Origin of the sequence: Corynebacterium kefirresidentii (assembly GCF_016599755.1) — a bacterium.
Taxonomy (GTDB): Bacteria; Actinomycetota; Actinomycetes; order Mycobacteriales; family Mycobacteriaceae; genus Corynebacterium; species Corynebacterium kefirresidentii.
On sequence record NZ_CP067012.1, the window covers coordinates 685,649 to 707,096 of the forward strand.

Below are 21,448 nucleotides of genomic sequence, written 5' to 3' on the forward strand. Positions count from 1 at the left end.
CATGAGCCTGAAATCGATTGCCCTACGCATCGGTCAAGCCGTGCTCGTAATCTGGGCTACCTTCACCCTTTCTTTCATCCTTTTGGCGGCGCTGCCTGGCGACGCCGTGGCGACCCGCTATGACAACCCCACCCTGGGGCTCAACGCCGAGCAATTGGCCGCTATCCGTGAGGTTTATGGTGCCGATGAACCGATCTTGAGCCGCTACGTCAGCGCGCTCGGTGGATTCCTCACCGGTGATTTCGGCTTTTCCGTCGCCACCGGCACTGCCGTATCGGAGATGCTAGCGGATGCCCTTCCTTCCACACTGGCGCTGGCTATCCTTGCCTTCCTCCTAGGAGTGGCCCTAGCCTTCCTCATGGCCATCGCCTCCACCTTTGGTCCATTTTCCTGGCTCCGTAGCTTCTTCCGTAGCCTGCCGTCCGTGATGGTTTCCCTGCCCACCTTCTGGATCGGCATCATTTTGATCCAGATATTTTCCTTTGGTTTGGGATGGGTGCCGGTTATCGGCGCGAGCGATGCCCAAAGCCTTATCCTGCCGGTGATTACCTTGGCCATCTTCGTGGCCGCACCGCTGGCACAGGTGCTCCTGCGCTCCATCGATGAGGTAATGGATATGTCCTTCGTGCAGGTAGTGCGAGCCAAGGGTGCTAGCGGTGCCTGGTTGCTGTGGCGCAATGTCCTGCGTAATGCGTTGCTGCCGGCGCTGACCATGGCCGGCCTTACCTTTGGTGAGCTCGTTGGCGGCTCCGTGGTGACGGAAGCGGTCTTTGCCCGCCACGGCATTGGCGCGCTGACCGTGGATGCGGTGGCCAACCGCGATACCTCCGTATTGCTCGCCATCGTGGTGCTGGCCGCGGCCGTCTTTGTTCTTATCAATCTCATCGTGGACCTGCTCTACCCAGTGCTTGACGTGCGCCTGCGCGAGGGCAACCACGATAGCGCGCACAGCAACACCACCGCCACCGCTGATAATCCCGCAAAGAACGAGAAGAAGGTCCAAGCATGAAGCTTAAATCCACACGCCTGAAGCTCACCCCGGGCACCATCATCTCGCTTATTGTGCTGGGCCTGGCGGTGCTCTGCGCACTGTTCCCCCAACTATTTACCTCCCAGGATCCTAACCAGGGCGGTGACACCACAGCGCTGCTGCAGCCCAGTTTCCAACACTGGTTCGGCACCGATGCCGTGGGCCGTGATCTCTATACCCGCGTGGTCTATGGCGCGCGCCAATCCCTACTCGGCGCGCTATTGGCGGTACTTTTCGGCCTGATCGTTGGCACCGTCTTGGGCATTATCGCCGGAGTGCGCCGCGGCTGGGTAGATGCCGTCATCATGCGCATCGTGGATGTGCTGTTGTCTATTCCTGGCCTCTTGCTTTCCCTGTCCGTCATCATCGTGCTCGGACACGGCATCTTTAATGCTGCCATCGCCGTGGGCATTACCTCCGTGGCAACCTTTGCGCGCCTCGCGCGCTCCCAGGTGCTCAGTGTGGCAGGCTCCGATTTCGTCGAGGCCGCCTACGGCTCCGGCGGCTCTGCCTTCCAGGTGCTCGTGCGCCATATTCTTCCCAATTCACTCACCGCAGTCTTCGCCGTAGCCGCCTTGCAATTCGGCCTGGCCATTTTGCAGCTAGCCACCCTTGGCTTCCTTGGTTACGGCGCTCCGCCCCCAACACCGGAATGGGGCCTGCTCATTTCTGAATCACGCGACTATATTGCCACCGCCGGCTGGCTGACCATCGCCCCCGGCATCGTTATCGTCGCCGTGGTTCTTGCGGCCAACTACCTCAGCCAGACACTGCGAAAGGCGGCCTAATGTCCCTGCTTAGCATTAGTGATTTATCCATTACGTACCGCACCGCCCACGGCGAGATGGAAGCGGTCAGCGGCATTGAGCTAGAAGTGAACCCCGGGGAAATGACCGCCATCGTGGGCGAGTCAGGCTCCGGCAAGTCCACCTCCGCCATGGCCGCCATTGGCCTGCTGCCAGACAATGCCTCGATTGTCTCCGGCACCATTACTTTCGACGGCCACGATGTCACCCATTTCTCCCAAAAGCAGTGGCGCACCCTGCGTGGCCGCCGCATCGGGTTGATTCCGCAGGATCCCAATAACTCGCTCAATCCGCTCAAGACCATCGGAGCCTCGGTGGAAGAGGGCATGGCCATCCACCGGCAGGACGATAAGGAGTCCCGGAAGAAGCGTGCTCTGGAGTTGCTGGAGCGCGTGGGCATTGATGATCCACAGCGCCGTTATCATCAGTACCCGCATGAGCTTTCCGGCGGCATGAAGCAACGCGTGCTCATCGCTGCCGCTGTGGCACTGGAGCCAGAGCTCATCATCGCCGATGAGCCTACTTCCGCGCTGGATGTCACCGTGCAGAAAATCATCCTGGATCTCCTTGATGAAATGCGCGAAGAGCTCACCATGGGCATCCTTTTTATTACCCATGATCTGGCCGTGGCGGGTGACCGCGCCAATAATATTGTGGTGATGGAAAAGGGCGCCGTCCGCGAGTCGGGCGTAGCCGCCCGTGTCCTCACCGATCCCCAGCATGCCTACTCCAAGCGCCTGCTTGCCGACGCCCCCTCGCTCACCGCCCCTACTTCCTCCCAGACCGCATCTCCGGTGCGGAATAGTACGCCCGCCCAGCAGGAGACGTTGCTCGAAGTCGAGGGGCTCACCCAGCGCTTCGGGGATTTCACCGCGGTAGATGACATCAACTTTTCCGTAGCCCGTGGCACTACCCATGCCTTGGTGGGGGAGTCCGGTTCCGGAAAGACAACTACCGGCCGTGCCATATCTCTGTTGAGCACGCCTACCTCGGGAAGTATTCGCTTGGCGGGGGAAGATATCAGCACCGCCCGCGGTAAGCGCCGCCGGGAGCTGCGCCGCTCTATCCAGATGGTCTACCAAAATCCCTTTGGCTCGCTCGATCCACGATTGAGTATCGGCGATACCATCGCTGAGCCGGTGCGCAACTTTACCGGGGCCTCGAAACGCGATGCCCGCGCGAAAGCACAAAAGTTTCTTGATTTGGTGGCCTTGGACTCTTCCATGGCAGCCCGCCGTCCCCGTGAGCTCTCCGGCGGCCAGCGCCAGCGCGTGGCTATCGCCCGTGCCATGATCATTGAACCCGATCTTGTGGTGCTCGATGAGGCCGTTTCTGCGCTCGACGTCACCGTACAGGCACAGATCCTGCGCCTGCTCGATGAGCTGCAGCGCGAGTTGGAGCTTACCTATATCTTCATCTCTCACGACCTCGCGGTAGTCAACCAGATTTCCGATACCGTCTCCGTGCTCTCCCACGGCACACAAGTGGAATCCGGGCCCACGGCGCAGGTTTTTGCACACCCAGAAACCGAATACACCCGTCAGCTAATTGACGCCATCCCAGGCTCCCGCTACCGCGCTGGAGACCTAAACTTGGGGCTATAAACCGAGCCCTAGAAAGGTTGGACTGAGAATATGACCGACATTATTAACGAGCTCTCCCACGCCTCCGCCGAGGTGCAGCAACTGCGCCGCGCCCGCCAAGAGGCGCAGGACAATGCGCAGCTGAGCTTTAACGCTTTGCTTGAGCCTGCAGAGCCAGGTGAATTCACCTATGCAGAGCGCTATGCCGTCGCAGCTTTTAGCGCTGCGGTCTACCAGGCGGGGGAGGCAGCAGATTTCTACTTCGACCTGCTGGGGGATGAGGCCGATGTGGACCTTGTTGCCGCCGTGCGCGCCGCAAGCCAGCGTGGTGTGTCTACCGGCCCCTACTACCAGGGTGACTTCCTTATTTTTGGCGAAACTGCTGCGGAGGCAGCGCTCGGAAAGCGCCTAGCCGCTGCCTTTGACTGGGCGCACCTTTTGGCCTTCCACCCCAAGGACGCCTCCCCGCAGGCCATCGGTCACCTCGACGCCGCCGGGTGGTCGGCTACCGATATTGTCAGCCTGTCTCAGCTTGTGGCATTTTTGGCTTTCCAGCTGCGCGTGGTCCACGGTCTGCGGGTGCTCTCTGGCGAGGAGGGCGCCGCACGCCCCGCGGCCGAGCGTGCAGCCGGGGTAGCTGACCCAAGCTGGCAGGTTACCGCGAATACCCTGCAACCCGATACCGTGCTGCCGGACCACTTTGTCAACCACTCCCTGGGCTGGAAGCCTTGGGTAGAGGCACTGGCGAAAGAGGATTTCACCGCAGCGCATACCGACGCCCTCATCAAACCAGAGCGCATTGATTCCGAGTACTTCCGGTTGCTCGCCCGCGATCCCGCGGCTTTGAAGGCGCGTACGCTAACTGACTTGGACATCTTCTATAACACCGAAGGCGGCCTCTCCCGTGCAGACCGCGAGCTCGCTGCCACTGTGGCCTCGCGGTACAACGGTTGCGAGTACTGCGCTTCCGTGCACCAGGCACGGTGCGTCCAGGAAGGCGGCGACCGTGACAGCGTAGACCGCCTTTTGGACACAGGCATCGACGCCGACCTGGGTTCTAAAGAGTGGGACCTTATCCGTCGCGCAGCTGTGGCGTTGACCGAAACTCCCTTCGCCTTCGATGCGCAGCTATGCACCGACCTTCGCAACGCCGGTTTCGATGATCAGTCCATTCTGGACCTCATCTACGCATCGTCCTTCTTTAACTGGGCCAATCGCTTGATGCTTACCTTGGGGCAGCCGGATGTGCCCAAGCGCTTTCGGCAATAGGTGGTGATTGGGTTGGTGCGGCAACCTCAGCGGAGGATCCCTATGATGGAGCGGCATGACTGATACTAAGAATCTCACCGCACCAGCACACTCAGAGGCCGCAGCCCCGCGCAAGGTGGCCGTCGTCACCGGCGCCACCGGTGGCATGGGCCGCGAAATCATCGCCGACTTGGCTGGTGACTACCACGTGTACGCACTGGGACGGAGCGCGGCGGACCTGCCTAAATCGGAATCCATCACGCCGATCGCCATCGACCTAGTAGCCGGCCTCGATGAAGGCATGGCGCTGCCGGAGCTGGATCGCGTAGATGTGCTCGTGCACGCCGCCGCACGGGCTACCAAGTACTCCGTGGAGGAAGCCACTCCAGAAAATTGGCGCGCGCACATGGACCTCAACGTGCACGCCCCCGCAGAGGTGACCCGTGTTTTGCTGCCGCAGCTGCGTAAAGTCGAAGGCACAGTGGTCTTTATTAACTCTGGTGCTGGCCGCCACAGCTATGGCGATAACGTCGTCTACGCGGCCACGAAGCACGCGTTGTATGCGCTGGCCGACGGGTTGCGTATCTCCGAGCCGGGAATCCGCGTTTCCACCGTAGCGCCCGGGCCTACCGATACTCCGATGCTGCAGGGCCTGCAGGACTATGATCCCTCCCAGGTCATTGCACCGGTTGAGGTGGCGCGTGCCATTCGTACCGTAGTAGAGGCTGGGCCCACCACGCAGTTGACGGAAATCCAAGTCAGGCCGCGAATCGAATTATCTCTGCGCAAGTAGTAAATCAAGTGTTATTAAGGTCATCATGCAGTGATGGGGGGTTGGTTTCGGCCCGCCCGTTACACTCGAGGGCTGTGACTTCCCAAAGCCGAAAACGGCCCGCCTATCTCCTTATCTCAGATGCCCTACGTGACAAGATCGAGCGCAATGAATTAGAGCCTGGTCAGCGTTTTCCTACCGAACGCGAATTGGTCCGAGAATTTCATGTTGCGCGCATGACCGTGCGCCATGCATTAGACATTTTGGAAGATGAAGGCCTTATTGATCGCCGCCGTGGGCGCAGCGGCGGCACCTACGTGCGCACGGTTCCCCCTACACTGAGCCTGACCAAAAAGGACAGCATCGCCACTCAACTGCGCGAGCGTGGGCACGAAATCACCGTGCGGGTGGTCTCCGTGAATAAAACCCATGTGCCCAAACATGTGGCAGCGGCCCTGGGCGTGAACGATGCCACCTATGCGTGGGATATTAAACGCCTTTTTATCGTCGATGGTAAGCCCGTCATCGTCTCGCGCTACACCATCCCAGTGGACATGGCTCCCGAGCTCAATCAGCACGACCTGCGCGAGCCCATCCTAGACATACTGGCAGGCTATGGCCTCCAGCCGGTCTTCAAACGCGAGAGTATGAGCGCCGCTACCGCTCGCACAGAAGAACAGAAACTCTTGGGCGTGAGCCGATCGCACCCGCTTTTGCGGTTCGTACGGCTGCTGAAGAATGAGACCGGCGTGGTCTTTGCCTATATCGAAGAGTCGCTGCGCTCTGATATCGCCAATGTAGAAGTGGTCTTGGGCGAGGATCCTGCGCCACAACCCGTACAAACCCGGGACGGCGGCGCAGGAAAGCCGGCCTAGCCAGCGTCCACCTGGCGGTTGCGTAGCGCGCGGGCCACGCGGTCGCGCTGCTCGGTGACTGTACGACGCAGACCACCGGGCAGGTCCTTCTGCAAGAAGGCATCGGCTCTGTCCAAGCCCTTGCGGGTGATGTCCCAGGAAGGGAAGAGGCCGGTAACTGTGGTCAGAGCCACCTCGGAGGATTGGGAAGCCCACACCTTTTCCGCGATATCGAAGAACTCCGCGGTGGGAAGGAACGCATCGCCATGCGGATAGAGCAATCCTTCAAGTTTGGAAGTCAGCTCGCGGTTGGTGAGATTACCAGCCACGATTTCTTCCCATACCGCGCGCTTGTTTTCCGCAGTTGCCACTGCGGCGCGAGCGCGCAGCGAAGAGTAGTAGCCGGTGGCGGAATTATCCCGCTCCAGTTGCGCATCCGCGGCAGCGGGGACGTCCTCTATCGCGCCGTCGGCGGCAAGTGCCGCGAGCGCGGACCAACGCAGCCCTGCATCCTCGGAGGATTCGAGCACGCCGCGCAGGTAGTCACGCGCGCTATCGTGCAGGCGAATTTTCACCAGCGCCTGGGTGCAGATGATGGAGCGCTGGGCATCGGAACTGCGGGCGCCGTCGAGGAGGGCGTCGGCAAGCAGGGTGCTCTGGGCGGCCCACCGTGGATCGGCATAGTTCTTCAACGCGCTGGAGGCCTGCAAAACAATGCGCTCGAGGACGGCAAGCTCGGTCTCGGCCTGCATACCGCGGGCCACGAGTTGGATGAAATCGCGGGCGCGCATAGTCCCGGCGCGGGTCATCTCCCAGGCGGTGGACCAGCACAGGGTGCGGGCCATAGGATCAGCAAACTTATCGATATTATCCAGCAGGAATTGCAGGGAACCCGCGTCCAATTCGATGAGGCAGTAGGTCAGGTCATCGTCATTGGGTAGCAGGAAGTCAATGTCTGCCAGCTGGCGGCCTATGAGCTCTGGAATCTCGGTGGAGGAGCCATCAACATCCATCTCGATGCGATCGGTGCGCACCACCTGACCGTCCTGCAGGTTATACAGGCCCACCGCCACGCGGTGGGTGCGCAGCGTATCGCCGCGCTGGGAGAGGTAGGCATGGGTAATCGTGCCGGACTCATCTGCATTGAGCGCTATGCTCAGAGTGTTGATGCCGGAAGTCTTAAGCCACTGCTGCGCCCAGAAGGAAAGATCGCGGCCGGAGGCCTGTTCCAGGTGGCCAAGCAGATCATCAAAGGTGGCATTGCCCCAGGCATGGGCGGCGAAGTGACGGCGGACCCCGGCCAGGAAGTTTCCGCGGCCAACATAAGCTTGGAGCTGCTTCAGCACCGAAGCGCCCTTGGCGTAGGTGATGCCATCGAAGTTTTGCTCGACGGTTTCGATATCGCTTGCATCGGTAGAAATCGGGTGGGTGGTAGGCAGCTGATCCTGCTGGTAGGCCCAGGACTTTTCTACGTTGGCAAAGGTTACCCACGCGGTATCGTATTCGGTCTCTTCCGCTTGGGAAATGGCCGCCGACCAAGTGGCGAAGGACTCATTGAGCCACAAATCGTCCCACCACTGCATGGTGACCAGATCACCAAACCACATATGGGCCAATTCGTGCAGAATGGTATCGGCACGGCGTTCGTATTTATAGTGCGTGGCCTGGGAGGTAAAGACGTACTCATCGCGGATGGTGACGCACCCAGCATTTTCCATCGCACCCGCGTTGAACTCCGGCACGAAAATCTGGTCATACTTGCCAAAGGGGTAGGGGAAGCCGAAATTGCGGTGGTAGAAATCAAAGCCCTGCTTGGTCTCCGTAAATAAGCGCTCAGCATCTAAAGCGTGGGCGAGCGAAGCACGGCAGTAGATGCCCAGCGGTACCTCGAGCTTTTGGGCCGGCTTGCCCTCTGGGTGTGCGGTCAGCTCGCCGCGCCAGGTATCGGTGACCTCGTGGTAGGGACCGGCGCACAGGGCTACCAGGTAGGTCGATAGTGGGTAGTCGATAGCCGTGCTGGCCACGTCTCCTTCCCAGCTCACTGGCCCATTGCTAATGACGGTCCAATCCTCCGGCGCCTTGAAATGCAGCGCGTAGGTGGCCTTCATATCCGGCTGGTCAAAGCAAGCAAAGACCCGCTTGGCATCGGCGGTTTCAAATTGGGTATAGAGGTAGACCTTGTCATCGGCGGGATCGACAAAACGGTGCAGGCCCTCGCCGGTGCGCGAATACGGGATCTTCGCGGTGACTTCTAGCGTGTAGTCGGCCACTTGGAGGCCGGAAAGCGGAATGCCGTAGGTGGGGTTATAAGAATTCGTGGGCAGCGGATTGCCGTTGAGGCGCACCTCTTGGATTTCCTCGGCGCGCAGATCGATGAAGGTGGAGCCAATCTCGCGCGAGGTGAAGCTCACCTTCGTAGTGGAAAGGAAATGGGTATCTGAATACTTGAGGTCTAAAGTGACATCATAATGGCCCACCTCAATCATTCGGGAGCGCTCAACCGCTTCCGTGCGAGTCAGGTTTACGGAGGTCATAGCCTATATTCTCCTTCTGTGCCGAAAATAGTTCTGCATCCACAGTAGTCGCGCGCCTAGGCTGGTGGGGCAAACTTTTATCAATCAAAGGAGTATTCATGGCTGACGCAGTAAAGTTCTGGTTCGACGTATCCTGCCCCTTCGCCTGGGCCACCTCGCGCTGGATTAAGGAAGTAGAAAAAGTACGCGACATCGAGGTGGAGTTCGAGCCCATGTCCCTGTCCGTGCTCAATGACGGACGCGATCTAGACTCCACCTACATGGACATGATGAAGGCTAACTGGGGCCCAGCCCGCGTCTTTGCCAAGGTCAAGGCCGAGCGTCCGGAGAAGGTCGACGAGCTCTACACCGCAATGGGTACTCTCGTCCATGCCAAGGGCAACGGTATGCGTACCGGCTTTGGTGCCTATGACGACATCATTGCCCAGGCCTTGGCCGAGGTAGACCTGCCGGCCGAGTTCGCCGAGGTAGCCAATACCGAGGATTACGACGAAAAGCTACGCGAGTACCACCACAACGGCATTTCTTCCGTGGGCGATGAGGTAGGCACCCCGGTTATCAAGCTGGGCGAGACCGCCTTTTTCGGCCCGGTAATTACCCGCGTCCCTACCGGGGAAGAAGCAGGTGAGCTTTTCGACGCCTCCTTGCGCCTTGCCCAGTTCCCTTACTTCTTCGAACTCAAGCGCTCCCGCACCGAGATGCCGCAGGTAGAGGAGAACTAAGCGCTCTTTTCCCGTCGGTGCAGCTGAATTGCGGCGCCGACGCACAGCGCGATGGTCAGCGGGGTCAAGATGAATGCCGGAAGGCCCGCAATATTAATAGCGGGCAGCGCCATGCTGGCTCGAAAGTCGTCCCACGCAACAAGTACCCAGGAAGCCCATGAGGCGCCGGCGAGAAGCGCGATAATGCCGGCCGCAATAGCGCCCCCGTTGGCCCGCGGATTCCCGCGCACCTTCTGGGCAATCCACCAGATGCCTAAGCCCACGTGAGCCAACGTTGCTAGGGTGCTGGCGATAAGCGGTAGGAGAAAGCCTCCGCCTCCGGAAACCTGAACGCCGAGCATAATGAACCAGGCTAGAAGGAGCCCACCGTATAGCGTGAGGACAGGTTTGGTTATAGGCATGGCTTTCCTCTCTTATCGCGAAAATGCTTGTCCGCGAGCCTATCAGGAATTTGTAATGCGAAACAGGGCGGGCGCTAAGCCTCCTCGAGGCGCGCCGGGCCGGTAGGATAAGGGCCATGCGCGTATATCTAGGAGCAGACCACGCAGGTTTCGAAACCAAGAACCTGATTGCTGAACACCTCACTAAACAGGGCCACGAAGTCATTGATTGCGGCGCCCACACCTACGATGCCGAGGACGATTACCCGGCATTTTGCATCGAAGCGGCACAACGCACCGTCAATGATCCGGGTTCCTTGGGCATTGTGCTTGGCGGCTCCGGCAATGGCGAGCAGATTGCAGCCAATAAGGTCAAGGGAGCCCGCTGTGCACTGGCCTGGTCCGCCGAGACCGCCCGCCTTGCCCGCGAGCACAACAACGCCCAGCTCATCGGCATCGGCGGCCGCATGCACACCGAGCAGCAGGCACTGGAAATCGTAGATGCCTTCCTGGATCAAGAATGGTCCCGTGCGGAGCGCCACCAGCGCCGCATCGACATCTTGGCGCAGTACGAGCGCACCGGTATCGCCCCAGAGCTGCCCGAGGCCTAAGCCTTGAGAAAATAAACGCCGCGGAACAAAGGTGGTTCCGCGGCGTTTCTTTGTGTTTCGGCCAGGCAGAGCTAAGGCCCTAAGCCTTAGGCATCATTCATGTCATTCGGGTGCGGTCCGCCGCGCCCCTCTTCGCCTTCGTCCAAGGCGGTGATGGCAGCCATCTCATCCTCGGCTAGTTCAAAGCCGAAGACATCAAAGTTTTCCGCAATGCGCGAGGGCGTCGCAGACTTGGGGAAAAGGATGACGCCATTTTGTAGGTGCCAACGAATGATGACTTGCGCTGGGCTGACATCGTGCGCTGCAGCGGCGTCGGTGACCTCGGGGGCATCCAAGATATCGCTCTTTCCCTGCCCCAGCGGACCCCATGCCTCGATAGCCACGGTGTGGGCGCGGAAGGCGTCCAGCTCCCGCCAGCGCTGCAGATAAGGGTGAAGCTCGACTTGGTTCACCGCTGGCTTTATATCGGTCTTGAGCTCCAGCTGTTCCAGGTGCTCCAGCTCGAAATTGGAGACGCCGATGGACTTTGTCTTGCCCTGCTTCTGCAGATCAATGAGTTGCTGCCAAGCCTCAACATAGGTGCCCTTTGCCGGTGTAGGCCAGTGGATGAGGTAAAGATCCACATACTCCAAGCCGAGCTTTTCCAAGGACTCATCGAGCGCTGCGGCAGCATCGGTCTGGCGGTCATTCCACAGCTTGGTGGTGATAAAAAGCTCCTCGCGGGGAATGCCAGACTTGGCAATAGCCCGTCCTACGCCTTCCTCATTGCCGTAGATAGCGGCGGTATCAATATGGCGATAACCCACGCGCAGGGCCTCAGCTACCAAATCTTCGGTCTGCTCCGGATCCATCTGGAACACGCCAAAGCCCAGCTGCGGGATGGTATTGCCGTCATTAAGGGTGATGTTAGGTACGCTCATGCGCCCCAGACTACCTATCTATTGCAGCGGGCCGAGAGTGATGAATTTATTCCACGTCTCCCACTCATCCTGCAGGCGGGCACGCTCATGGGGCGGGGTAGCGGTGCCGTCGATAAGCGAGGCATCAATCATGCGCACTCCATTGTCAAAGAACAACGCTGCGTGCCCCGAGGCGCCATGCCGCAGCACCGGCACCAAGTTCAATCCATCAAAGGACAGTTGTGCATTAGGGCGCACGTCGAGGCCGGCAATGGCAGCGAGCGTAGGCGCTAAGTCAATAGGGGAGACCAACTCATTATTCTCCCCGCTTTCGGCTACACCTGGCCACAACACCGACATAGGTGAATTTCCACCTAGTAGCGAGCAGACGGCGATGACGCCATTGACTTCGTTGAGTTCTTCCAGGCTGGGCTGCTCTAGCAAGCGAAAGACATCGCTACCGGCCGGCTGCGTATCCTCGCGCACCTCATAACCCACGCCCGCGAAAACCTCGCTAATACGCGTGGTGGCTTGGCGCTGCGGATATTGCCCGGTCAGCGTGCCGCGGCGGGAATCAGCGTACGTTTCCGACGGTACCCACGTGTTGTTGAAGCGCACGCCCCGCAGTGCAGTCTCAGGTGCATGGTCAAAGGTGGCAAGAGTGATATCCATAGCCATAATTCTAGGCTTGCCGAGGCGATTCAACGATTTCGTCCCCACAGATCGCCTGTTTCGTCGACGGTTGCGGTGTTTTAGATGGACGAAATCGTTGAAAGTAGCTTCCTGATGGGGCGGGGCCTAATCGAGGTCGAGGCCATCGATGCCGTGAACTGTCACGGTTTCCGAAAGTGGCGCGCGGCCTGGATTCGTTTTAAAGACCGGGCTGGATTCATCAGCTTTACCAAAGGTAATGGCGGTGACCAGCTTGTAGTCCTCGTCTACACCGAGGAATTCACGCGCGGTTGGCGCAATCAAGGAAATCATCCCTTGTGGGATGCCGTGGTAGCCGTGTGCTTCCAAAGAAAGCAGGAAGTTTTCGGTATAGGTTCCTTGGTCAAAGGCGGCGCGAATGCGGTCACCCATCGGCGGAATAAAGAGAAGTACCGCATGGGGTGCGCCAAAGAAGCGTAAGTTTTCGCGGACGAATTCCACGCGACCTGCTTTGTCCTCGCGCTCAATGCCCAGGAGGCCGTACATTTTGGCGGCTAGCTCTTGGGAGCGCTTGGGATGGATACCCTCACCATAATCGGTGGTGAAGTCTGGGCTGAGCCCGTTGGTGTCGAATTCCTTAATAAGCGCGGCGCTTAGTTCCTTGAGCTTTTCTCCACCCACCAAATGCACGTCCCACGGTTGAGTATTGGAGTTGGACGGTGCGGATTGAGCATCCAGCAAAACCTGCTTGATGTCTTCTACCGGCATGGGTTCTGGCAGGAACGCTCGGGGCGAATGGCGGCTGCGAATAAACTCAGAATACTTATTGGTTGAAGTCATGCGCGCCACCCTACACTTCTTCGCATGTGCTCGCCGTATACCGTGAACATCCAATGATGATGGGTGGAAAACGAAAAATCGCCCACCTAGAGGTGGGCGAAAACTGGAGGGAATGACGGGAATCGAACCCGCGTCTTCAGCTTGGAAGGCTGAGGTATTAGCCACTATACGACATTCCCACAGCGCGCTATCTCAACGCTGGGCCATACTTTAGCGCAACCGCGGCCAAAAAAGAAAATAGGGAACTAGGCTGGCGCCTGAGCCGTTGTTATAAGAGGAACGGACCTATCTATAGAAAGCGATGATCATAGTGGGAATTTTGCTCGTTGCGCTGGCAATTGGTGGAGGCGCCTGGTTTATTTCCTCCCGTAGCTCTCACAAACGTCGGGAAGAACGTGAGGCACAGCAATTGGCCGATGCACAGGCTGATGCTCGCCGGTGGATTGAACGGCTAGGTGGCCAAGTAATGCAGATTTCTGGCACAGATTCTGCCTCCAAGCAAGCGATGGCTGATGCTTCTGAGCGATTTACTGCAGCTAACGCGGCGATTTCGCGTGCTACTACCGCCAAGCAGGCGAATTTGGCGCGCGAGTCGGCCCTGGAAGGCATGCATTATGTGAATGCCGCGCGCGAAATTATGGGCATGAACCCAGGCCCAGAGCTCCCGCCGCTGGAGGGGCAGCGTGCGGCTGGCAAGGTGACGGAAGAGCGTACGGTCGAAGCGAATGGCCAGGAGATTACGGCCTCACCATATGCTTCTGCGAATACTCCCAACTACTACCCGGGTGGAATCGTGGCAGGGCGTCCGGTTCCGGCAGGTTGGTACTCCCGTCCATGGTGGGCCGATGCGCTGCAAACCGGCGTGTGGATGGTGGGCTACTCCATGATGTTTAATGCCCTATTCTCTGGCATGTCGGGCATTGGCTACTCTGCGGCTGCTGCAGAAAGCGGCGATTGGGGCGGTCCCGATGGTATGGGTGACGCTGGCGACTTGGGTGGCGACGCCGGTGACGCTGGCGACGTTGGTGGCGGCGATGATGGCGGCGGTTTCTTCGATGGTCTAACTGACGGCGACGGTGACGGCTTCTTTGATGGAATGTTTGATTTCGATTTCTAGCTGAAGCACTGTCAAAATCGGCCGCTGGGCTGCGTTTATACCTTTAAGTGGGGGTCCGTTTAGGAGATTTAAAACGGACACGGTACACTGTCTCAGGTATGCAACGCAGCCAAGGTTACTTGGTGGCCTACATACGGGGCGTGGCGCAGTTTGGTAGCGCACCTGCTTTGGGAGCAGGGGGTCGCAGGTTCAAATCCTGTCGCCCCGACGTATGGGGGTCTGGAAATGCCCTAATAAGGATTTCCGGACCCCCTTTAAGTTTATGTACGTAAAACAATGAAGCCAGGGAGATTCACTCGTGAAGACCACCGTAGACAAGCTGAGCGATACCCGCGTTAAGCTCACCGTCAACGTTCCGTTTGCGGAGCTGGACCAGGAAATCGATCAAGCTTACGCGGCAATCGCGCAGCAGGTTTCTATTCCAGGTTTCCGTAAGGGCAAGGCACCGCGCCAGCTTATTGACGCTCGTTTCGGCCGCGGCCCCATCCTGGAGCAGGTTGTCAATGACATGCTGCCTTCCCGTTACGAGCAGGCAGTCAAGGAAAACGATCTGAAGGTTATTGGCCAGCCGGACGTTGATATTTCCAAGATTGAAGATAAAGACTTCGTGGAGTTCACTGCCGAGGTTGATATCCGCCCTGAGTTCGAGGTCCCAGACTTCTCCAAGATTTCCGTTACCGTCCCGGCCCTGAAGGCTGACGAAGAGGACGTCGACAAGGCTCTGGAGGAGTTGGCAGAGCGTTTCGGTGAGCTCAAGGACACCAAGCGCAAGATGAAGACCGGCGACTACGCAATCATCGACATCACCGCTGAGATTGACGGCGAGAAGATCGAGGACGCTTCCACCGAGGGCCTGTCCTACCGCATCGGTGACGATGACCTCATCAAGGGCTTGGACACCGCCCTGCGTGGTATGAAGACCGGTGAGGATAATGAGTTCACTTCCACCATCCAGTCTGGCGAGCACAAGGACGAAGAGGCCACCATCAAGGTTCACGTCCAGCAGTCCAAGGAGCGCAAGCTGCCGGCCATGGACGATGAGTTCGCTCAGATGGCTTCCGAGTTCGACACCATGGATGAACTGCGCGAATCCACCAAGACCCAGGTGGAGGAGACCAAGAAGGCGGAGCAGGCTGCCCAGATTCGCGATGAGGTCTTGAAGTCCGCGCTCTCCGAGGTCGAATTCGAACTGCCGCAGTCCGTAGTGGACGAGCAGGCTCACTCCCAGCTGCACCAGATTCTGGGCCAGCTGGCTCACGATGAGAAGGCACTGGCTCAGTTGCTTGAGGCACAGGGCACTTCCCGCGAGGAGTTTGATAAGCAGACTCGTGAGCAGGCAGAAGAGTCCGTCCGCACTCAGCTGTTCCTCGACGCCGTAGCAGAGAAGGAAGAGCCGGAAGTTTCCCAGCAGGAGCTGACCGACCACATCCTGTTCACCGCTCAGTCCTACGGCATGGACCCGAACCAGTTCATCCAGCAGCTGCAGTCCAACGGCCAGATCGCAAACCTCTTCTCTGACGTGCGCCGTGGCAAGGCACTGGCTGCCGCTATCTGCCGCACCACCGTCAAGGATGAAGAGGGCAATAAGGTTGACGTTGACCAGTACTTCGGTGAAATCGAAGAAGAGGACGCTGCAGAAGCTTCCGAGGAGAAGTAATCTCCCGCTTGTAACGCGCTGCTGCCACATGTGTGGTGGCGAGCGCGCATGAAACCCCGGATTCAGGTAACTCAAGGATGAGCCTGAATCCGGGGTTTGTGTCATTGTGAACGCCCTCTAGGAGTCTTTGAGTACTTCGAAGAGGGCGTGATGTGTGTTGGCTGGGGATACCGCTAGCCGTTCTTGGCTCTAAAGGCCTCGTCGGTCAACTGCAGGAAGCGCATAACGTAATCCTTGACAAAGTCTGCGGTACGTTGATTGAGATGTCCGGACTCTTCGAAAAGGGTGGGGGATTGGCCCAGAAATACTTCGGGCTGACCAGGGAGCGGCATGTCGAAGTAGGACAGAGCGAGGCGAAGGTTCTTCTGTGAACTGTAGCCGCCCATGCGGCCTACAGAGTGGCTAATGATACCTGCGGGAAGGTTCTTCCACGCCACATCTGAGTTGGGTTTAGAGCCGATGTCCACTGCGTTTTTGAGGCAGGCAGGGATAGTGCGGTTGTTCTCTGGCGTAATGAAGAGGATCCCGCTCGAGTTCTTGATGGTCTCGCGAAAGGTGGTGTACTCAGCCGGAGTGGGCTTGTCCGTGACGGCGGGGTCATCGTAGTCGAAGTCATAGAGCGGCAAGTCACGGATTTCCACGATGTTTGCCTCGTAGCCTTCAGGGATCATCGTGAGCACCTCGTGTGCAATCTTGCGTGCAAATGACTCTCGGCGCAGGCTGCCGACGATAACGCTGATACGTGGGGTGGTCATGGTAAACCTTCTTTCTTAGTTGGGTGTAGGGAGACGTGGTCAAGGGAGAAAAGGCTTGCAGCCAAAGGCCGGTGGTGGGCCGGCAGCGTGGGCGGCGGTGAGGAAGCCATCTACTTTGTCTCCTTCTTCATGGCGGAAGTACAGTTCGATGAGTCCTAGAAGCCCCCCGAGGACGGCCTCTCGTGCGGCGGATGTATTCAACAGCCGCATGGCTGCGGGTTGGTTTCCTTCGCGGATGGCTTCAAACAGCGCGATGGTCTCAAGCCAGCTTCCTTGGTCCGGTCGCGGAAAAGGTTTAGAAATCCCAGTCATCATCACTCGTTTCTTCAGCAGTACCAATGACATAGGAGGAACCAGATCCGGAGAAGAAGTCATGGTTCTCATCTGCTCCGGGGGCTAGGGCCGCGAGGATTTCTGGGTTCACTTCCGTTTCTTCGGGCGGGAAATAATCCGGGTAGCCCAAATTCATGAGTGCCTTATTGGCGTTATAGCGAACGAACACGGCTACATCATCCATGAGTCCCAAAGGCTCATATAGCTCGCCGGAATAGTCCAGCTCTAGTGCATAAAGCTCTTCGAGCAAAGAAATGGTGAAATCATGCATCTCCTTCTGCCGTAGCGGGGTCGTGGATTCCAGACCGCGCTGATATTTGTAACCCGAGTAGTAGCCGTGCACTGCCTTGTCACGCAGAATGAGGCGGATCATGTCTGCCGTATTTGTCAGGGTGGCGTGGACAGAAAAGTGCAAGGGAAGATAGAAACCCGCGTAGAGAAGCAGCGAGGAAAGCAACGTCGATGACACCTTGCGTTTGAGTGGATCCGGCCCAAAATAGTGCGCGAGAACTTTCTTGGCGCGTGCCTGGAGAAGGTCGTTATTCACCGCCCAGCGGTATGCTTCATCAATTTCCTTTGTACTGCTCAGGGTAGAAAACACTGAAGAGTATGAACGGGCATGGACTGACTGCATGAAGGCGATGTTGGTATACACGGCCTCCTCGTGTTCGGTGCGGGCATCTTGAATCTGACAGATTTCACCCACGGTGGCCTGGACAGTATCCAGGGTGGTGAGTCCTGTGAACACCCGCATGGTGAGGTTGCGTTCCTCGGGTGTCATCTTCTGCCACGCCGGGAGATCATTAGAAAGCGGGACCTTCTCTGGCAACCAAAAGTTGGCGGTTAGACGGTTCCACACTTCAAGATCCTTGTCATCGCTCACCCGGTTCCAATTGATGGCGCGGATGCGGGCTGAAGGATCATGCCGGTAGCTCGGCGGAGTAACTGAAATGCTGGTTAGTTCAGCACTATTCGATGTTGACGACATAGCTTCTTTCTTTCTGAGTGAATGGTTGTGGACAAGGGGGAGGACCGTGCTCCTACAAAGCACAGGAGACGCAGCCTTCGACCTCGGTTCCTTGGAGCGCGGATTGGCGTAAACGGATGTAGTAGAGGGTCTTGATTCCGGCTTTCCAGGCATAGATTTGTGCCTTGTTGATGTCCCGCGTGGTGGTATCAGCGGTAAAGAACAAGGTCAGGGAAAGCCCTTGGTCCACGTGTTGGGTGGCCATGGCGTAGGTGTCGATGATTTTTTCGTATCCCACGGCGTAGGAGTCATCGAAATACTCCAGGTTGTCGTTGGTCATTTCCGGCGCGGGGTAGTACACGCGCCCCAATCGGCCTTCCTTGCGTATTTCAATTTTGGAGGCAATTGGGTGGATGGACGCGGTGGAGTCATTGATGTAGGAAATTGATCCAGTGGGTGGAACTGCCTGCAAGTAGGCGTTGTAGATGCCGTCTTGCATCACTTGATTCTTGAGCCGTAGCCAATCCTCGCGTTGAGGGATCTGCACGCCTGCTTCGTGGAAGAGCTGTTTTACGTGTTCAGTGGCTGGCGCCCAGTCTTGGTCGATGTATTTGTCAAAGTAGGCGCCAGTGGCATAGGTGGATTCTTCGAAGCCTGTGAATCGTTGACCTTTTTCAACCGCGAGTGCATGGGATGCGCGGAGCGCATGGTAGGTCACCGTGAGGAAATAGATATTTGTAAAGTCCAGTGCCTCGGCGCAGCCATAAGGAATACGCTGTGAAGCAAGGAAGCCGTGGAGATTCATTTGGCCCAGACCAATGGCATGCATGGAAGCATTTCCGTGAGCGATGGAGGGAACAGCTTCGATATTCGTCAGGTCTGAAACCTTCGTGAGGGCACGCACTGCGGTTTCGACGGTCTCCCCGAAGTCCGGCGATTCAAAAGCCTTCGCAATGTTGAGCGAACCTAGATTGCAGGAAATATCCTGGCCAACGGTGGTGTAGTCACCCGAAGCTCCGTAGGTCGATGGCGTGTTGACCTGGAGGATTTCGCTACACAGGTTGGACATATTGATATGTCCTTTGAGGGGATTAGCGCGGTTGACCGTATCCTCAAAGAGGATGTAGGGGTATCCGGATTCAAACTGAAGCTCAGCCAGCGTGGTGAAAAACTCGCGGGCCTTAATGGTCGTGTGAGAGATTCGCGGATTGGCAACCAGCTCGTCGTAGTACTCGGTGATGGACATGTCAGACATGGCTACGCCGTACTCGCGAGCGATGTCATACGGGCTAAAAAGATGCATATCCTTGTTCTCTTTGGCCAGACGGAAGGTTATATCTGGAATAACAACCCCCAGCGAAAGAGTCTTGATGCGGACTTTCTCATCGGCATTTTCCCGCTTGGTATCCAGGAAGCGAAGAATATCTGGATGGTGCGCATGCAGGTAGACGGCTCCAGCGCCCTGCCGGGAGCCCAATTGGTTGGCATAGCTGAAGCTATCTTCGAGAATCTTCATGACTGGGACTACGCCGGAAGCCTGGTTCTCAATCTTTTTGATCGGGGCTCCGGATTCGCGCAGATTGCTCAGCAACAGGGCCACTCCACCACCGCGCTTTGATAGTTGCAGTGCAGAGTTCACGCAGCGGCCAATGCTCTCCAAATTGTCTTCGATTCGCAGGAGGAAGCAGGAGACCATTTCGCCGCGCTGGGCTTTGCCTGCGTTGAGAAAAGTAGGGGTGGCGGGCTGGAAGCGTCCGGTCATGATGTCATCCACCAGCTTTTCTGCGAGCTCTTCGTCGCCCTGTGCAAGGTATAAAGCTGTGGTGGCGACGCGTTCTTCGTAGCCTTCTAGGAATCGGGAGCCATCAAAGGTTTTCAGTGCATATGAAGTGAAGAACTTAAATGCGCCGAGGAAGGTGCGGAACTGATGCTTAACTCGATGTGCTCTGTCGTACATGGCGCACAGAAAGGCGTCATCATAAAGCTCAAGGAAATCCCGCTCGTAGTACTCGTTATCAACCAACCATTCCAAGCGTTGCTTGGTGGAATCGAACTGATGCATGCGGGGAGCGACATGGTGCGTGACATAGTCTTGTGCTGCCTGAATGTCCTTGTCAAACTGGATTTTTCCAGAAGCGTCGAACAAGTTCAGCTGCGCGTTGAGTGCGTGGTAGCTCTTGCGCTTGCCGACACCGCCGGCATTGTCTGCTGAAGCGGTGCGGGGCGTAGCGCCAATAGTCTGTGTGGGGGTGGCATCAAGAGGCCACATTGTGTTTTCCAATCTGTGTGATGCGGATGTGTTCTTCATCTTGTGGGGGATTAATGGGGTGTCATCGTTAGCTGCTTTTGCTGCTCCCAAAACTTCTGAAGGCCCTGCTTTACGGCGGCGATGTCCTTCTGGGTGCCGAGAAGCTCGAAGTGATACAGCTCCGGTACGTGGCACTTGGCGGAAATGATGCGTCCGGCGACGCAGTAAGCACTTCCGAAGTTGGTATTCCCTGAGGTAATAACGCCCCGGATAAAGGAGCGGTTGATTGGGTCATTGAGGAAGTCGATGACCTGTTTGGGGACTGCGCGTTTGAGCGAGCCGCCGCCGTAGGTGGGAACGATGAGTACGTACGGGTGTGAAACCTGGATCATCCCGGTTTTCTTGGGGCGCAGTGGAATGCGCACCGCGGGTCTATCTAAGCGTTCGACGAATCTTTTCGTGTTCTCTGAAACGCTGGAAAAGTACACCAAATCTGGTGAGTCTGACATGGCAATCCTGCTCATCCTGGCCTTAGCCATAAGTGGGGTAGGTGATATTCGAAAAGACTAACTACGCAATGCCGTAGTTGCAACTACGGTCTAACGTAGTTTTGAAAAGGGCAGGTGAGAGCAGGATTAATGCAAAGGGGAATGTCTAAAGGTTGTGGTGTGCTACAAACACTGCGTCGGTAGCTGGGCGTCCAAGTACTACCCACTGAGTGCCGCCGGCCACCTGTATTTCGAGAGAATCTGAAAAGGGCGCTCCCTCGCGCGTGCTAAGAACAGCCCCAGTGACAATGCCGCGCTCTTCAAGGAACTTCAGCAGTTGTGGGTCGGAATCAGAAATGCGTTCCACGGTCACCTGCGATTGTGCACTGCTGTCGGTGAGGCGATGCGCACTGGGGATGGTGATCTGTCCATCAACCGTAGGGATAGGATCGCCGTGCGGATCCCTAGTGGGGTAATCAAGGAACTTATCCACACGTTCTATGAGCATGTCAGACACCGCGTGTTCGAGATCTTCGGCTTCATTATGGACTTCGTCCCAGGTGTAGCCCAATGCTTGAACCAAAAAAGACTCAAGCAATCGGTGACGGCGCACCATGACCAATGCGTACTGCCTGCCAAGTTCGGTTAACTCCACAGAGCCATAGGGCGTGTGTGACACGAGCCCTTGCTTCGCCATTTTGCGCACTGCATCGGAAACCGAGGAGAGCTTGAGTCCCAGCTGTTTCGCTATAAGCGTGGCGGTAACGGGCTCGGATGACCATTCCTTTAGCCCCCAGATAGCTTTCAAATAGTTCTGGGTACTGGTGGACAGCTCGGAAACAGACATGAGTAAATGTTAACCCAGCTTCCGTGTGCGCCTTTGGCGCTGTGGCCCAACGCTCATAGCGAACAGAGGCCAAGTTTGAGAGGAATGCCGGTAAGGTGGGGCCAGT

Annotated in this window: 21 protein-coding genes and 2 tRNA genes; 11 read left to right on the forward strand and 12 right to left on the reverse strand. The window is 57.6% G+C overall.

What is annotated here, in order from left to right; all coding sequences use genetic code 11:
* The first annotated feature begins 1 nt into the window (after position 1).
* From I6I12_RS03420 to I6I12_RS03445, 6 genes are all read left to right on the forward strand, one after another.
* Entirely contained in the window at positions 2–1,009 is a 1,008-nt protein-coding gene (locus I6I12_RS03420) for an ABC transporter permease (protein ID WP_200288717.1), read from the forward strand.
* Entirely contained in the window at positions 1,006–1,818 is an 813-nt protein-coding gene (locus I6I12_RS03425; protein ID WP_200288718.1) for an ABC transporter permease, read from the forward strand. The genes I6I12_RS03420 and I6I12_RS03425 overlap by 4 nt, the downstream gene beginning before the upstream one ends.
* Positions 1,818–3,440 carry a dipeptide ABC transporter ATP-binding protein gene (locus I6I12_RS03430; protein WP_023020904.1) on the forward strand — a complete coding sequence of 541 codons (1,623 nt, stop codon included), beginning with the start codon at positions 1,818–1,820 and terminating at the stop codon, positions 3,438–3,440. The genes I6I12_RS03425 and I6I12_RS03430 overlap by 1 nt, the downstream gene beginning before the upstream one ends.
* Positions 3,441–3,470: 30 nt before the next feature.
* Positions 3,471–4,688, forward strand: coding sequence for an alkylhydroperoxidase domain protein (locus tag I6I12_RS03435; protein ID WP_200288719.1), 1,218 nt, complete (start codon positions 3,471–3,473; stop codon positions 4,686–4,688).
* A gap of 55 nt (positions 4,689–4,743) precedes the next feature.
* The gene (locus I6I12_RS03440) at positions 4,744–5,460 is read left to right on the forward strand and encodes an SDR family oxidoreductase (protein ID WP_200288720.1); all 717 of its coding nucleotides are present in this window, start codon (positions 4,744–4,746) and stop codon (positions 5,458–5,460) included.
* A gap of 74 nt (positions 5,461–5,534) precedes the next feature.
* Positions 5,535–6,314 (forward strand): GntR family transcriptional regulator, encoded by a 780-nt coding sequence (locus I6I12_RS03445; RefSeq protein ID WP_200288721.1) that lies wholly within the window; start codon positions 5,535–5,537, stop codon positions 6,312–6,314.
* Here I6I12_RS03445 and pepN read toward each other — a convergent pair.
* On the reverse strand, positions 6,311–8,827 hold the full coding sequence (pepN, locus tag I6I12_RS03450; protein WP_200288722.1) for an aminopeptidase N: 2,517 nt from the start codon (positions 8,825–8,827) through the stop codon (positions 6,311–6,313). The two genes, I6I12_RS03445 and pepN, sit on opposite strands and share 4 nt — an antisense overlap.
* A 98-nt stretch (positions 8,828–8,925) precedes the next feature.
* Between pepN and I6I12_RS03455 the strand changes: the two genes are divergently transcribed.
* Complete coding sequence (locus I6I12_RS03455) at positions 8,926–9,549, forward strand: mycothiol-dependent nitroreductase Rv2466c family protein (RefSeq protein WP_200288723.1); 624 nt, start codon at positions 8,926–8,928, stop codon at positions 9,547–9,549.
* Here I6I12_RS03455 and I6I12_RS03460 read toward each other — a convergent pair.
* Positions 9,546–9,950: an MFS transporter gene (locus I6I12_RS03460; RefSeq protein ID WP_200288724.1), complete on the reverse strand. Its 405-nt coding sequence runs from the start codon at positions 9,948–9,950 to the stop codon at positions 9,546–9,548. The genes I6I12_RS03455 and I6I12_RS03460 overlap by 4 nt on opposite strands.
* A gap of 116 nt (positions 9,951–10,066) precedes the next feature.
* Here I6I12_RS03460 and I6I12_RS03465 point away from each other — a divergent pair, with 116 nt between their 5' ends.
* Positions 10,067–10,540 carry a ribose-5-phosphate isomerase gene (locus tag I6I12_RS03465; RefSeq protein ID WP_023020911.1) on the forward strand — a complete coding sequence of 158 codons (474 nt, stop codon included), beginning with the start codon at positions 10,067–10,069 and terminating at the stop codon, positions 10,538–10,540.
* Between the two features lie 86 nt (positions 10,541–10,626).
* Here the strand turns inward: I6I12_RS03465 and I6I12_RS03470 are convergent, their stop codons facing one another.
* The 4 genes from I6I12_RS03470 to I6I12_RS03485 all read right to left on the reverse strand — a co-directional run bounded on the left by I6I12_RS03470 (position 10,627) and on the right by I6I12_RS03485 (position 13,109).
* Positions 10,627–11,460: an aldo/keto reductase gene (locus I6I12_RS03470; RefSeq protein WP_200288725.1), complete on the reverse strand. Its 834-nt coding sequence runs from the start codon at positions 11,458–11,460 to the stop codon at positions 10,627–10,629.
* An 18-nt stretch (positions 11,461–11,478) separates the two neighbouring features.
* Positions 11,479–12,111 (reverse strand): hypothetical protein, encoded by a 633-nt coding sequence (locus I6I12_RS03475; protein ID WP_200288726.1) that lies wholly within the window; start codon positions 12,109–12,111, stop codon positions 11,479–11,481.
* 126 nt (positions 12,112–12,237) lie between these two features.
* The gene (locus I6I12_RS03480; protein ID WP_200288727.1) at positions 12,238–12,930 is read right to left on the reverse strand and encodes a nitroreductase family protein; all 693 of its coding nucleotides are present in this window, start codon (positions 12,928–12,930) and stop codon (positions 12,238–12,240) included.
* Positions 12,931–13,034: 104 nt separating this feature from the next.
* Positions 13,035–13,109: transfer RNA gene (locus tag I6I12_RS03485), tRNA-Gly, on the reverse strand.
* A gap of 122 nt (positions 13,110–13,231) precedes the next feature.
* On the opposite strand from I6I12_RS03485, the gene I6I12_RS03490 reads away from it, so the two are divergent.
* The 3 genes from I6I12_RS03490 (at position 13,232) to tig (ending at position 15,704) form a co-directional block, all read left to right on the forward strand.
* The gene (locus I6I12_RS03490) at positions 13,232–14,047 is read left to right on the forward strand and encodes a DUF1542 domain-containing protein (protein WP_200288728.1); all 816 of its coding nucleotides are present in this window, start codon (positions 13,232–13,234) and stop codon (positions 14,045–14,047) included.
* A gap of 134 nt (positions 14,048–14,181) precedes the next feature.
* A tRNA-Pro gene (locus I6I12_RS03495) sits at positions 14,182–14,255 on the forward strand.
* Positions 14,256–14,345: 90 nt separating this feature from the next.
* On the forward strand, positions 14,346–15,704 hold the full coding sequence (tig, locus tag I6I12_RS03500; RefSeq protein ID WP_023020916.1) for a trigger factor: 1,359 nt from the start codon (positions 14,346–14,348) through the stop codon (positions 15,702–15,704).
* A gap of 173 nt (positions 15,705–15,877) precedes the next feature.
* On the opposite strand, the gene I6I12_RS03505 is transcribed toward tig, so the two are convergent.
* The 6 genes from I6I12_RS03505 to I6I12_RS12090 form a co-directional block, all read right to left on the reverse strand.
* Positions 15,878–16,459, reverse strand: coding sequence for an NADPH-dependent FMN reductase (locus I6I12_RS03505; RefSeq protein WP_005324045.1), 582 nt, complete (start codon positions 16,457–16,459; stop codon positions 15,878–15,880).
* 39 nt (positions 16,460–16,498) lie between these two features.
* Positions 16,499–16,669 carry a hypothetical protein gene (locus I6I12_RS11970; RefSeq protein WP_005329175.1) on the reverse strand — a complete coding sequence of 57 codons (171 nt, stop codon included), beginning with the start codon at positions 16,667–16,669 and terminating at the stop codon, positions 16,499–16,501.
* A gap of 85 nt (positions 16,670–16,754) precedes the next feature.
* Positions 16,755–17,780 (reverse strand): class 1b ribonucleoside-diphosphate reductase subunit beta, encoded by a 1,026-nt coding sequence (gene nrdF / locus I6I12_RS03515; RefSeq protein WP_023020918.1) that lies wholly within the window; start codon positions 17,778–17,780, stop codon positions 16,755–16,757.
* A gap of 52 nt (positions 17,781–17,832) precedes the next feature.
* Complete coding sequence (nrdE, locus tag I6I12_RS03520; RefSeq protein WP_005324048.1) at positions 17,833–20,028, reverse strand: class 1b ribonucleoside-diphosphate reductase subunit alpha; 2,196 nt, start codon at positions 20,026–20,028, stop codon at positions 17,833–17,835.
* Between the two features lie 50 nt (positions 20,029–20,078).
* Entirely contained in the window at positions 20,079–20,546 is a 468-nt protein-coding gene (nrdI, locus tag I6I12_RS03525; protein ID WP_005324049.1) for a class Ib ribonucleoside-diphosphate reductase assembly flavoprotein NrdI, read from the reverse strand.
* 115 nt (positions 20,547–20,661) lie between these two features.
* Entirely contained in the window at positions 20,662–21,342 is a 681-nt protein-coding gene (locus I6I12_RS12090; protein WP_200288729.1) for a metal-dependent transcriptional regulator, read from the reverse strand.
* Positions 21,343–21,448: the final 106 nt, after the last annotated feature.